This window comes from Pseudarthrobacter sp. TE9888, assembly GCF_056279345.1.
Genome location: NZ_JBWBRD010000002.1, coordinates 2,071,383 through 2,084,646 on the forward strand (window position 1 = coordinate 2,071,383; position 13,264 = coordinate 2,084,646).

At 67.2% G+C, this 13,264-nt stretch carries 11 protein-coding genes; 2 read left to right on the forward strand and 9 right to left on the reverse strand.

The window, feature by feature from the left end:
* Positions 1–21 precede the first annotated feature (21 nt).
* The 9 genes from ACZ9J7_RS10375 to ACZ9J7_RS10415 all read right to left on the reverse strand — a co-directional run bounded on the left by ACZ9J7_RS10375 (position 22) and on the right by ACZ9J7_RS10415 (position 10,608).
* On the reverse strand, positions 22–666 hold the full coding sequence (locus ACZ9J7_RS10375) for an NADPH-dependent F420 reductase (RefSeq protein WP_476209152.1): 645 nt from the start codon (positions 664–666) through the stop codon (positions 22–24).
* Between the two features lie 196 nt (positions 667–862).
* Positions 863–2,578 carry a thiamine pyrophosphate-dependent enzyme gene (locus ACZ9J7_RS10380; protein WP_476209153.1) on the reverse strand — a complete coding sequence of 572 codons (1,716 nt, stop codon included), beginning with the start codon at positions 2,576–2,578 and terminating at the stop codon, positions 863–865.
* A 37-nt stretch (positions 2,579–2,615) separates the two neighbouring features.
* Entirely contained in the window at positions 2,616–4,133 is a 1,518-nt protein-coding gene (locus tag ACZ9J7_RS10385; RefSeq protein WP_476209154.1) for an amino acid permease, read from the reverse strand.
* Positions 4,134–4,178: 45 nt separating this feature from the next.
* Positions 4,179–5,132: a glutaminase gene (locus tag ACZ9J7_RS10390; RefSeq protein WP_476209156.1), complete on the reverse strand. Its 954-nt coding sequence runs from the start codon at positions 5,130–5,132 to the stop codon at positions 4,179–4,181.
* Positions 5,129–6,724 (reverse strand): PucR family transcriptional regulator, encoded by a 1,596-nt coding sequence (locus ACZ9J7_RS10395; RefSeq protein WP_476209158.1) that lies wholly within the window; start codon positions 6,722–6,724, stop codon positions 5,129–5,131. Before ACZ9J7_RS10395 ends, ACZ9J7_RS10390 begins: the two co-directional genes overlap by 4 nt.
* Positions 6,725–6,968: 244 nt before the next feature.
* Entirely contained in the window at positions 6,969–7,727 is a 759-nt protein-coding gene (locus ACZ9J7_RS10400; protein WP_476209160.1) for a maleylpyruvate isomerase family mycothiol-dependent enzyme, read from the reverse strand.
* Entirely contained in the window at positions 7,727–8,551 is an 825-nt protein-coding gene (locus ACZ9J7_RS10405; RefSeq protein WP_476209162.1) for a fumarylacetoacetate hydrolase family protein, read from the reverse strand. Before ACZ9J7_RS10405 ends, ACZ9J7_RS10400 begins: the two co-directional genes overlap by 1 nt.
* Positions 8,551–9,681 carry a cupin domain-containing protein gene (locus ACZ9J7_RS10410; RefSeq protein ID WP_476209164.1) on the reverse strand — a complete coding sequence of 377 codons (1,131 nt, stop codon included), beginning with the start codon at positions 9,679–9,681 and terminating at the stop codon, positions 8,551–8,553. The genes ACZ9J7_RS10405 and ACZ9J7_RS10410 overlap by 1 nt, the downstream gene beginning before the upstream one ends.
* Positions 9,682–9,801: 120 nt before the next feature.
* Positions 9,802–10,608, reverse strand: a complete 807-nt coding sequence (locus ACZ9J7_RS10415; RefSeq protein WP_476209166.1) for an IclR family transcriptional regulator — start codon at positions 10,606–10,608, stop codon at positions 9,802–9,804.
* A gap of 48 nt (positions 10,609–10,656) precedes the next feature.
* On the opposite strand from ACZ9J7_RS10415, the gene ACZ9J7_RS10420 reads away from it, so the two are divergent.
* Together ACZ9J7_RS10420 and ACZ9J7_RS10425 are read left to right on the forward strand one after the other, a co-directional pair.
* Positions 10,657–11,952, forward strand: a complete 1,296-nt coding sequence (locus ACZ9J7_RS10420) for an MFS transporter (protein ID WP_476209168.1) — start codon at positions 10,657–10,659, stop codon at positions 11,950–11,952.
* Entirely contained in the window at positions 11,945–13,192 is a 1,248-nt protein-coding gene (locus tag ACZ9J7_RS10425; protein WP_476209170.1) for an FAD-dependent oxidoreductase, read from the forward strand. The genes ACZ9J7_RS10420 and ACZ9J7_RS10425 overlap by 8 nt, the downstream gene beginning before the upstream one ends.
* Positions 13,193–13,264 lie beyond the last annotated feature (72 nt).

Consider the following 13,264-nt stretch of genomic DNA (forward strand, 5'->3'; position numbering starts at 1 on the left):
TCCTGGTGCGTGCTTCGCGGGCTACGCCGCGGGAACGAACCTCAGGGCCGAGTTCCACTGGAACTGCGGCAGCTGGTCATTGGCTGAGAGCAGGATGTTCAGGAAACCGGTCTGTTCCAGCTGCCGTGCGCGGCGGAGCGGTCCCACCATGATGGGGGTCAGGCCGGCGGCAGAAGCGAAGGCGGCCACGGCGGCGACAGCGTCGTCATCGTCGCCGGCAACCAGGACGTCCAGCGGCTGGCCGGCCACCTTGCCCGCACCCAATGCGGCGGCGAAGGTGGTGTTGAACGCCTTGACCACTTTGGCTCCGGTGGTCTTCTGCAGTTCTTCCGCGGCGGAGCTGCCGGCGGGAACGGAGAGGCCTTCAAAGGTGGAGAAGTCCACCGGGTTGGTGATGTCCACGTAGACCTTGCCGTCGAGGCTGTCGCCGTAGCGGGCCACGATGTCCTTGGCGGCGTCGAAGTACACAGCCGGGATGACGATGGAACCGGTGATGGCGTCGCCCAGCACGCCGGTGCTCACCTGGCCTGTGAATTCCGCGGCCAGGGCGTCGGCCGTGGCCTTGTCCCCGTGGGCCAGGATCTGGACACTGTTGCCTCCGGCGACGGCGCGGGCTGCAAGTCCGCGGGCCATGTTGCCGGTGCCAATGATGGTGATGTCAGTCATGATGTTCTTCTTTCCAAGGAGGCGGGATAGGAAATTCACTGAAGTCCTTCGTTGAAATGCCCTTACTTGAAGCTTCAACTACAGTAGGTGCCGTTCTATTCCGCTGACCGGCATTAAACCCAAACGGACGACGGCGGGAGGTCCCGCCGTCGTCCGGGTCACCGGAGGGGACCGGCGGCAGCAGCCGCCCGTTACCCTAATACGCCTTGACGCGCTGCTCCACGATGAGGTGGATAAGGGCGAACACCCCGTCATCGTCGATGGCCGCCAGCGCGGCATCCAGGGCGGCCGGCACGTCCCTGTCCTCGGTGACGGTGATGCCGAAGCCGCCGAAAGCCCTGGCCATCAGCGCGAAGTCCGGGTTCTTCAACTGCGTTCCGGAGACGCGCTGCGGGTAGTGACGTTCCTGGTGCGTGCGGATGGTGCCATATTCCTGGTTGTCCATGACCACCACCAAGGGCGTCGCACCATACTGGGCGGCGGTGGCAAGCTCCTGCCCGTTCATGAGGAACTCGCCGTCCCCCGCGATGGTCACCACCCGCCGTCCGGGCTCAGTCAGGGAAGCAGCGATCGCCGACGGCACCGAGTACCCCATGGAGCCGTTGCGGGCGCTGATCATGGACGCGTAGCGGCGGGTGGGGAAATACCGGTGGGCCCAGTTGGTGTGTTCCCCGGCCCCGAACGTCACCACGGCGTCCCCGGGAAGACGGGGCACCAGGTTGGCCATCAGGGTGTCCATCCTCGCCTGGCCCGGAGCCGGCACCGCAGAAGGGAGCGCCGCGAAGCTTTCCTGCTCTCCCCGCATCCTCGCCGTCCAGTCCTTCCACTCCTCCTTGACCGGCAGGTCAATGCCCGCCAGGTCGCGGACGAACGCCTCCGGTTTGGCCAGGATCTGCCGTGACACCGGGCCGGACCGTCCGCGCAGCGACGGATCCACCGTGACCAGGAAGTTCTCCTTGGTCCAGTCCTGCCGACACACGAAGCCGTCCGTGATGACATCGCCAGGAACCGTGCCCACAAAGACCAGGAGGTCGGTCTCCTCCATCAGGTCGTAAGTGGGCCGCGGACGGCCGTACCCGATAGGGCCAACGTAGGACGGTGAATCGAACGGAACCGTTCCCTGGGTCCGCCACTCGGCGGCGGCCGGGATGTGGTGCCGTTCCAGCCAGCCGGTGAGCTGGCTGGCGGCTTCCTGGGTCCAGTCGTTGCCGCCGGTGACGAACAGTGGCTTGCTGGACCTGGCCAGGGCCGCTTCAAGCGCTGCGGCGTCCGTGCTGGCCATGCCGCCGGCTGCCACCGGAATCGCAGGATGCAGGACCGGGCTGACCTGTTGCCGGATGACATCCTCCGGCAGGCCGACCACCACGGGGCCCGGGCGTCCGCTCATCGCGGCGAACATGGCTTCGGCCACGATTTCGGAGGCGCGTTCGGGGTGGTCCAGGACCATGACCCGTTTGGCGCCGGTATCGAACCAGGACTTGATGTCGAATTCCTGGAACGCCTCCCGGTCCCGGTGGGCGAACGGGATGAGCCCCACGAAGAGCAGCATGGGGGTGGAATCCTGCCAGGCGGTGTGCAGCCCCACGTGGGCGTTGGCGGCGCCCGGCCCCCGGGTGACCATCGCCACCCCCGGACGCTGGTTCATCTTGCCGTCCGCCTCGGCCATGTAGGCGGCCCCGCCCTCATGCCGGCAGACGATGGTTTCGATGCTGGACTGGTGCAGGCCGTCCAGCACGTCGAGGAAGCTCTCGCCGGGAACCACGTAGGTGCGTTCCACGCCGTGGGCCACCAGCGAATCGACGATGACGTGCCCGGCGGATTTGAGGGCGGGCGCCACACGGTCCTTATGGTGGACGACGGCGGCGGGCTGGGGAGGGGAGGTGGTCAGGGTGGGCTGCGGCTCTGGTGTCATGGTCTTTCTTCAGCTCGGAGGGTTGCAGGCGTTGTGGTCAGGAAATGGGCGTCCGGTTGGCGATCACGGGGGATGTTCCGGTGTAGCCGTCGCGGGTTTCGGCGATTTGGCGGATGCGGTGGCGGCAGGCGTACCAGCCGAGGACCATGAGGATGGAGGCGATGGCGGTGACGAGCATGGTCAGGGGTGAGTCGATGAAGACCATGATGAGGACGCCGATGAGGAAGAGCAGGGAGAGGTAGCCGGTGTAGGGGGCGCCGAACATGCGGAAGGAGGGGCGTTGGACCCAGCCTTTGTCGGCCCAGCGTTTGAGTTGGATTTGGCACAGGACGATGGTGGCCCAGGTCATGATGATGCCGACGGAGGCGATGTTCAGGACGATTTCGAAGGCTTCGGCGGGGACGAGGTAGTTCAGCGGGACGCCGAGGAGGGAGACGACGGCGGTGATGGCGATGCCGCCGTAGGGGACGCCTGCTTTGTTCATGCGGGAGGCGAATTTGGGGGCGGAGCCGTTGACGGACATGGAGCGCAGGATCCGGCCGGTGGAGTAGAGTCCGGCGTTCAGGGAGGACAGGGCGGCGGTGAGGACGACGAGGTTCATGATGACGTCTACGCCCTGGACGCCGATGGAGCCGAAGAACGTCACGAAGGGGCTGACGCCTTTTTGGTAGGAGGTGAAGGGCAGCAGCAGGGCCAGGAGGATCACGGAGCCGACGTAGAACACGGCGATGCGGAAGACTACGGAGTTGATGGCCTTGGGCATGATTTTTTCGGGGTTTTCGGTTTCGCCGGCGGCGGTGCCGACGAGTTCGATGGAGGCGTAGGCGAACAGGACGCCCTGCATGAGGATGATCATGGGCAGCAGGCCGTTGGGGAAGATCCCGCCGTTATCGGACAGGAGGCTGATGCCGACCGGCTGGCCGGCGACGGGGGTGCCGAAGATGACGAAGTAGGTGCCGATGAGCAGGAAGGCGACGAGGGCGGCGACCTTGATCAGGGCGAACCAGAATTCCATTTCGCCGAAGACTTTCACGGAGACCAGGTTCAGGGCCAGGACCACGATGAGGGCGGTCAGTGCCCAGGCCCACTGCGGGACCTCGGCCATCCAGGGGACGTAGTTGCCGAAGAAGTGCATGTAGAGGGCGGCGGCGGTGATGTCCACGATGGTGGTGGTGGCCCAGTTGATCCAGTAGAACCAGCCGGAGACGAACGCGGCTTTTTCGCCGAAGAATTCACGGGCGTAGGAGACGAACGAGCCCGAGGAGGGCCGGTGCAGGACCAGTTCGCCCAGGGCGCGCAGGATCAGGAACGCGAAGAACCCGCACACCGCGTACGCGATGACCAGGGAGGGGCCGGCCGCGTTGAGCCGGCCGCCGGCGCCCAGGAACAGGCCGGTACCGATCGCACCGCCGATCGCGATCATCTGGATCTGCCGCGGTTTGAGGTTCTTGTGGTAGCCCTTGTCCTCCGCGTGCAGGGAGGTCTCGGACGCATGCGCATGACCACCATCAATAACGTGGTCGAACTCAACCTCTTCATTGGGGTTGTTGGGCATGGGTATTCCTTTCGATCCGGAGAAGATCTTGCTGGATTGGGAAACTTAGAAGACTGACCAGCCGGTGCGGTCGGAGAGGTCGGCCAGGGCGGCGGTGCCGGCAAGGGAATTGCCCTTGGCATCCAGCCGGGGGCTCCAGACGCAGATGGCGCACTGGCCCGGGACGATCACCAGGATCCCGCCGCCTACTCCGCTCTTGCCGGGAAGGCCCACCCGGTACGCGAATTCGCCGGCGGCGTCATACATGCCGCAGGTCAGCATGATGGAGCCGATCCGCTTGGCCTCGCTGGGGGAGAGCACCCTGCCGGTTGTTCCCTGGCCGTCGTTGGCGAGGAACAGGCCGGCCCGGGCCAGCTGGACGCAGGTCATCATGATGGAGCACTGGCGGACGTAGTTCTCGACCACGACGGCGGCGGGCTGGGTGAGGTTGGAAAAATCCTTGAGGAAGTGCGCCAGGGCAAGGTTGCGGCTGCTGCCGGCCAGCTCACCGGCAGCAGCGGCTTCATCGATGAACGGTGCGTGGGAGCCTGGCTCCGCCTCATGGCTCCCCGCTTGTTCGGTGAGGAACCGCAGGAGCTGGTTAGCGGCGTCGGGCGTCTCTTCCAGGAGGTGGTCGGTGACCACCAGGGCGCCGGCATTGATGAAGGGATTGCGGGGAATGCCTTTTTCGGCTTCCAGCTGGACCAGCGAGTTGAAGGACGTTCCGGAGGGTTCGCGCAGCACCCGCGACCAAAGGCCGGCGGACCTGCCGCCCTGCAGGGCCATGGCCAGGGTGAACACCTTGGAAATGCTCTGGACGGAAAAGGGAACGCCGGCGTCCCCGGAGCTGAAGACCTCGCCGGAGGTGGTGGCGACAGCGATGCCGAAGCGGTCGAACGGGACCGTAGCCAGGAAAGGGATGTTGCCGGGAACGCTGCCCGCGTTCTGCCTGGGCCGGTGGCGCCGGACGATGTCCTCAAGGAGGAGGCCCAGGGGCGGTGCGCTGAGTGTGGTGCTCATTTCCTGCCTGGATTGTCGGTGGAGGCGGCCCACTCCTGGAGATGGAGCAGGGCCACCAGTGAATCGCGGGGGTTGCCGAATTCCAGGCCGGTGACCCTGGCCGCCTTGGCAACGCGGTAGTAGACGGTGTTTTTGTGCAGATTCAGGCGTTTGGCGCATTCGGCGACGTCGAAGCATGCGTCGAAGTAGGCCTGCAGGGTTGCTGCCAGCTCGGCATCCTCCTGGAGCAGCGCCGCCATGCTGCGGTGCCGGAAGGGTGAGCCGTGGAAGTTCCGCACGGCCTCGCGGTAGAGGATTTCCGCCTCGAAATCGTCAACGGTGGCCACCGTACCCGGTGTGGCGTTCCGTACGCAGGCCAGCAGTGCCTCCGTGATGCCGGTGACCCGGTGGATGGACAGCAGGTCCGGCGCCAGCGGTCCGACGGCGGCGAAGGGAGTGATGCCCAGGTGTTTGCGGGCATCCTTGACCACCGCTTCGGCAAGGGACCTCAGCCCTGCCTCCGCCGTGCCGGATTGGAGGTCCGGCACGATGATGGCGGTGTCACCGTTGAACTGGCCCACGACGGCGGACGCTTTGTACGCAGCGGCGTGGATGGAGGCCAGGTTGGCCAGTTCGCCGTGCTTGAGCGCGGCGTCGTCGGCCCGGGAATCGGCGTCGGACATGCCGATCAGGAGGAGCGCTGCGGGACGCTCCGAGGGGATCTTTCCGCTGTGGGCGCTGGCGGCGGCCTCGGCGGCCCCAGACAGGATCCGTGCCACCCGATCCTCCCGCATGTGGACCGACTGCTGGTTGCGGTAACGGATCAGTTCGGCGGAAACCCTTGCTGCGGATCCTGTGAGGACGTACTCGACGTCCGCGCCGAAGCCTTCTCCGGTCTCCTGGAGCCAGATGTAGCCCATGATCCGCTCCCCGGCGAAAAGCGCGATGGCCACCCGTTCGCGCAGCCCGTCCTGGGGCCGGGCAGGCACGCGGACCGGCTGCCGGGTGCGGTGGAGTTCGCGGTAGGCACCCAGGTCCTTGAGCAGCAGCTCGTACTTCCGCGGGCCGCGGCGGGACAGGATGGACGCTTTGCGGAGTTCGTCGATGTCGTTGGTGACCGTGGAGTACGCCAGGACCTTGTTGGCCGCGTCCTCGATCAGCACGTGGCTGGAGGTGAGCCTGGCCGTGGTCTGGGCGATGGCGAACAGGTCTTCCTCGAGCAGGGTGAGGACTTCGCTCTCGTAGCTGCGCGGCTGGATCCGGTCCTTTGCGATGGAGAGCAGCCGGTCCCAGTCGGCGGCGGGATCAACCAGGAGGAGGCCCGAGCCCGCTGCCTGCAGGAGTTCTTCCGCTTCGGCGAGGTCTTCGCGGTTGCCCTTGACGGCTACCACCGGGGGCGGCTCCTTCAGGAGCCGCCGGAGGGCCGGCAGGGCCGAACGGCCGCGGACACCGATGAGCAGGACAAACGCGCCGGCAGCCTCGACCGACTCGTCGTCGGCGTCGACAATAAGGAACCGTTCAATGGCCGGCGCCGAGGGGGCTGGACGGAGGATGAGGCTGGCGAAGCCAAGGGGAAGATCCGAGAGGATGTCATCCACCGTAACCGCGGCCATGGGTTTTCCTTTTGCGTCGATCCCGCCGGACGGCTCTGTCCGGTCACCTCATGCTATCCAGCGGCCGCCGTCCTGATTATGGGCCCGGCCCCAAACGCGGGGACGGATTTTTGGTTTCCAGCCCGAGGCGTCGGCCCGCTGCGCGGGAGGATCCCGGGCAGCAACGGCAAAAGGCGGGCCAGCGGATGCTGGCCCGCCTTGGGTGCGGTGTGGCAGATGGCTTGCCCGGGCACTCGATCTGCAGCTAGATCCAGGCTGGGGCCGGGGGCGCTGGGGTGACCGATCCGCCGTCGTGCTGTGCCGTGGTGCCGTCGGTGCCGCGGCCGGTGGCCCACTGGGTGATGGCGGCCAGGGAGCCGGACACCATGGTGGGGGAGGCGGCGGCCGTGTCACCGAAGACCAGCGCGGAGGGTTGCCCGGTGACCTTGACCACGAGGTCCTTATCGGTGCCGCGGGTGTGCCAGGCGCCGGTGATGTCCGTGAGGAGCCGTTCCAGGACGGGTGCGGGGATGTCCTTGAACGTGGCTCCGTTGGCGAGGTCCACGGCGTGCACCCACACTTCCCTGGTGCGCATCCAGACGGTTTCTTCGGCCGGGACGGTCCTGCCCTGGACGGTTTTGACCTTGTGGTGCCAGTTGTCGGCGGGCAGGTCGCGCCATTCGACGTTCAGGTGCACGGCGGAGTGGTCGAACAGGTTCCGCAGCGCGATGGGACTGAGCGTGGCGCCGAAGTCGATCTCGTGGTTGCGGATCTCCACCGAGGGGTACATGGGGGTCTCCACGCCGGTGGCTGCCCATTCGACCAGCCGTGCCACGGCCCGCGCGTTGTAGCCCACGTGGGCCACAACGTGCCGGCGGGTCCAGCCCGGCAGGAGCGAGTCCCCGTCCAGTTCCGCGTCCGTGAGCTCGTTGAGCTTGCGGGCGAAGAACGCGGTGCCGCGCCGGGCCTGCAGGAGCCCGTCGAGCAGGACGGGATCGGTGGTCTGGTCGTGCCGGGCGACCATCAGGCTTCCTTGACCACGCGGTTGGTCAGCTGGCCCAGGCCCTCGATGGTGGTGACCAGGACCTGGCCCTCCTGCAGGTAGCGCTTGGGGTCCTGTGCGTGGCCCACGCCGCCGGGGGTGCCGGTGGCGATCACGTCGCCCGGGTTCAGGGTGATGATGGTGGAGATGTAGGAGACCAGGAACTCCGGGGTGAACACCAGGTCCGAGGTGGGGGTGGACTGCTGGACTTCGCCGTCCACGGCGGAGGTCATCAGCGGGCCGGCGGTGAACTCGTCCTTGGTGACCAGGGCCGGGCCGAACGGGGTGGACTTCTCCCAGGTCTTGCCCTGCAGCCACTGGATGGTGCGGAACTGGTAGTCGCGCATGGAGACATCGTTGAGTACGGAGTACCCGGCGATGTGGTCTGCGGCTTCGGCTTCGGGGATGCGGCGGCCTGCCTTGCCGATGACGACGGCGAGTTCGGCTTCCCAGTCCACGGTGTCCGATTCCTGCGGCAGGGCCAGGTCATCGTTGGGGCCGATCAGGGATTCGGCGTACTTGGCGAACAGGGTGGGGTGCTCGGGGACTTCCCGGCCCATTTCCTTGATGTGGTTGCGGTAGTTGTGGCCCACGCAGATGATCTTGCCGGGGGCGGGCACGACGGCGGCGAGGTCGGCGCCGTCCAGGGCGTGGGTGGCGCCGTTGGCCGCCTTCGCGGTGGTTTCCCAGGCGGGGTCCTTCAGCAGGGCCCCGACGTCGGAGAAGCCCGGGATCTCGGTGAGGGTGTCGCCGTCCTGGCGGACCGCCCTGGTGCCGTCAGCGGTGCGGAGGGTGAGGAGTTTCATTACTTGGTGCGTCCTTCGATGTAGGTGCGGTTGAAGTTCAGGCGCTCAAAGATGGGTGCGTCGCTGAACCGGAACAAATCAAATTCGGATTCGGCCTGCAGGGACCAGGCGGCCCAGGAGGGGACCACGAACAGGTCGCCCTTGGCCAGGACCCTGGTTTCGCCATTGAGGGTCACCGTGCCGGTGCCGTCGAAGACCTGCCAGACACTGGAGCCCACCTCGCGGACGGTCTCGGTCCAGGCTCCGGCGCGCAGGCGGTGGAACTCGGCGCGGATGGTGGGCATGACATCCCCGCCGGTGGTGGGGTTGGTGTAGCGGACCGCGGCGTGGCCCTGGGACACGGTGGCGGGGTGGCCCTCGTCTTCGAGGAGCAGCTGCTCGCGGAGCGCGGCGTCGGTGTACTTCCACCGGTACGCGGCGATGGGGGAGTTGGTGGTCTGGTCCAGGCCGGAGAGCGGGCGCAGGCCGGGGTGGGCCCAGAGCCGCTCGGAGCGGGAGATGTCCGGGGTGGCCTCGTCGGTGACGCGCTCAGTACCGAACTCGAAGAACCCGGCATCGGCGTAGTGGACGAACGGGATGTCCAAGCCATCGATCCAGGCCATGGGCTCATCGGTGTCGTTGTGGTGGCCGTGGAAGTTCCAGCCCGGGGTGAGCAGGAAGTCGCCGCGGGACATCCGGACGGGATCACCGTTCACCACGGTCCACACGCCCTCGCCTTCGACGACGAAACGGAAGGCGTTCTGGGAGTGGCGGTGCTCGGGGGCGGTTTCGCGGCCGCCCAGGTACTGGATCGCTGCCCACAGGGTGGGGGTCGCGTACGGGGTCCCGGCCAGGCCGGGATTGGCCAGCGCGATCGCCCGGCGCTCCCCGCCGCGGCCCACAGGCACCAGGTCCCCGGCGCGGGCGGCCAGCGGGTACAGGTCATCCCACCGCCACACGTGCGGAACTGCCTTGGGGGACGGAACCATGGGCATCAGGTCCGCGATCTCCGTCCACAGCGGAATCAGGTTTTCCTTGTCGAAATCCTTGTAGAGCTGCTCCAGCTGGGCAGCCTCCTCCGGGGTGGGCTCGGGAACATGGTGTTCCTGCGCCACGGATTCGTGCGTTTGGTTTTCAGCGCTGATGGACACTGGCCTTCTCCTTGCGTGCGGACTGAGTGCGACGTGGATTCGACCCTAGGTAAGGCTGGCTGTGATCTCCAACATATTCTGTCTGCCAGAATTACGCCCCCAGACCCTCTGCCGGGAGTCTCAGCCGCTTCCCGCCCCGTCCACGGGATTGGCTGCGATGTCCAGCTCCAGCTGGCGGCGGGTTTCCATCATGACGCCCACCAGCCCGGCGTCGAACAGCGGCCGGAACCTGGCCACCGGAGTCGCCACGCTCAACGCGCCCACCACCATGCCCCTGCCGTTGTGCAGGGCCATCCCAAAAGCGCTGATGCCCTCCTCGGTGCCCTCGAAGTTGGCGGCGAATCCGTTGCTCCGCACGGACTCAAGCTCACGCAGGAACGCCGGGTACTCGGCGTCGGAGATGTAGTCTCCGGCGAGCTCCGCGTTGGGCCCACGGAACAGCTGCTCCACCACCGCGGGATCCAGTTCGGCCAGGATGGCCTTCCCGCCGGATGCCTTGTGGGCGGGAAGCAATGTTCCCTGCCGGTCACCCACCCGCAGGATGTTCGAGCTTTCCACGGTGTCCAGGAAGCGGACCTTGGTACCCACCCGGATCATCAGGTTGACGGTCTCGTTGGTTCGCGCGCACAGCACTTCCATGTGGGGCCGCGAGATGTCGCGCAGCTGCCTGGTCCAGCTGAACCCGGCAGGGCCGGCGCCCATGGCCGGGCCCGGCACGTAACGGCGCGTCTCATCCTGGACGGCAAACCCGCGGTACACCAGCATGGCCAGCAGGCGGTGCGCCGTGGACGGGGCCACGCCGAGTTCCGCCGCGGCGTCCTTGAGCCGCAGGCTGCCCACGTCCCGCAGGAGCTGCAGGAGCTGCAGGGCGTTGTCCACCGCCTCGATGGAGTAGGTGGGCTTCCGCCGGGCCGGAAGATTCTGCATGACAGAATCTTATGTGCGTGGCGGTATGACTGCCAGCACAGTGGTGGGATGAATCACACAACTTCCGCTGCAGCGCCGCAGCGCATGGCCGCCCCCGCCCCGGGCGCAGGCCGTTCCGGGTTTCCCCGGCGTTCCGTGCTCGCCGTCCTGGTGTGCTGGCTGCTGGTCGTTTTCGACGGCTATGACCTGATTGTCTATGGCACCGTACAGGGCTCGCTCATCAGCGACACCGGCTGGGGCCTGACGAAGGCTACCGCGGGCACCATCGGCTCGATGGCCTTCATCGGCATGATGATCGGGGCGGTCTTCGCCGGCCGCATGTCCGATACCTGGGGCCGCCGGCGCACCATCATCGGCTGCGCCGTCGTCTTCTCCCTCTTCACCATCCTCTGCGCCTTCGCGCCCAACGCCCCGGTCTTCGGCGGCCTGCGGCTCCTGGCAGGCATTGGCCTGGGCGGCCTGGTTCCCTCGGCCAACGCCCTGGTGGCAGAGCTGGTCCCCGAAAAGTGGCGGTCCACCATCGCCACCCTGATGATGTCCGGCGTCCCCATCGGCGGTTCCATCGCCGCCCTCGTCGGCATCCCGCTGATCCCGGCCTTCGGCTGGCCCGTCATGTTCCTGGTGGCCGTCGTCGCCCTGTTGGTTGTCATCCCGCTGGGCATCCGCTACCTGCCGGAGACGCTGGCGCCGGGCCACAAGGGCGCAGCCCAGGGCCAGGCCGCCAAGGAAGCCGTCGGGTTCGGGTCCCTGCTCCGCGCGCCCTACCTCGGCACCAGCCTGTTGTTCGCCATCGGCACCCTGGTGACCCTCTTTGCCTGGTACGGGCTGGGCACCTGGCTGCCCAACCTCATGCAGCTGGCAGGCTACAACCTCGGCTCCTCCCTGACGTTCGCCCTGGCCCTCAACCTTGGTGCGGTGGCCGGTTCGGTGCTCACCGCCTGGGCCGGGACCCGGTTCGGCCCCATTCCCACCGCCATCGCGGCAGCGGCCGTGGCCGCCGTCGGATTGCTGGTCCTGGTCACCGGGCCGCCCGTCGCCGTCGTCTACCTCATGCTGGTGCTTGCCGGCGTGGGCACGCACGGCACCCAGTGCCTCATCATCGCCGCCGTGGCAAGCCACTACCCGGCGCACCTGCGCGGCACCGCCCTTGGCTGGGCGCTCGGCGTGGGCCGGATCGGGGCCGTGGCAGCGCCCCAGGCCGGCGGGCTCCTGCTCGCAGCAGGCCTGGGCGTCAACTCAAACTTCCTGGCATTTGCCGGAGCAGCCGCAGCAGCAGCAGTCCTGCTCGCAGCCGTCGGTACCAAAATCAAGAAATCAACAGCAGTAGGAGTTTCCAATGTCTAACCTCAAAGGGTCCACCGACGTCCTGGTAGTGGGCGGCGGCATGGCCGGACTTGCCGGAGCGCTGGCGCTTCGCGAAAACGGCGCCGAAGTCACCCTGGTTGAAGTGGCACCCGCCTTCGGCGAAGTCGGCGCCGGCCTGCAAATGGCCCCCAACGCCTCCCGCGTCCTCAAGCGCTGGGGCCTGCTGGAGAAGGCGCTGGAAATCGGCGTCCAGCCCAAGCACCTCGTGTTCCGCGACGCCATCACCGGAGAGGAACTCACCCGCCAGACCCTGGGCGGCGAATTCGAGGAACGCTACGGCGCCCCCTACGTGGTGATCCACCGCAGCGACCTGCACCGGATCCTGCTCGAAGCTTGCCAGGAAGCCGGCGTCACTTTGGTGAACGACGTCCTGGTGCAGAAGGTGGAGACCGACGGCGACCGCGCCCGCGCCTACACCGCCAAGGGTGACGTGTTCGAGGCTGACGCCATCCTGGCAGCGGACGGGCTGAAGTCCACCCTCCGCGCCACCGTTGCCAACGACGGCCCCGTCAACTCCGCCTACGTGGCGTACCGCGGCACCGTGCCCATCACCGAGGAAACCCCCGCCGCGGACCTGGAGGACGTCATCGTCTACCTCGGCCCGAACTGCCACCTGGTCCAGTACCCGCTCCGCAAGGGCCAGCTGCTCAACACCGTGGCAGTGTTCAAGTCCCCGTCGTTTGAGCGCGGCGAAGAGCAGTACGGCGGCGTGGACGAACTCCAGGCGGCCTACAAGGACTGCGTCCCTGCCGTGCAGGAAGCCCTGAAGAACCTGGCCACCGGCATCCGCTGGCCCATGTATGACCGCAACCCGATCGAGAACTGGGTATCCGGCCGCATGGCGCTGATCGGCGACGCCGCGCACCCGATGCTGCAGTACCTGGCCCAGGGCGCCTGCCAGGCACTCGAGGATGCTGCCGTGCTGCAGGACGCCGCCAGCAACCGCGTCTTCACGGCCGAAGGCATCGACGCCGGTGCATGGGAGGATGCCTTCCGCGAGTTCAACGAAACACGGGCGGCGCGCACCGCCCGCGTCCAGCGCACCGCCCGGATCTGGGGCGAGTCCTGGCATGTGGACGGCGTGGCACGCGTCCTGCGGAACATGCTGTTCAAGAGCCGTGGCGACAACAACTTCCAGTACAACGACTGGCTGTACGGCCGCAACGAGCCCGGTGCCCCGGCCGATGTTCCTGCCGGCGCCAAGCTGGTGGAAGCCTAAGCACCGCGAGCCAAGGCGGGCGTACGACGGCGGGTGGCTCCCGGCGTCGTGCGCCCGCCTTTTTGGATGCAA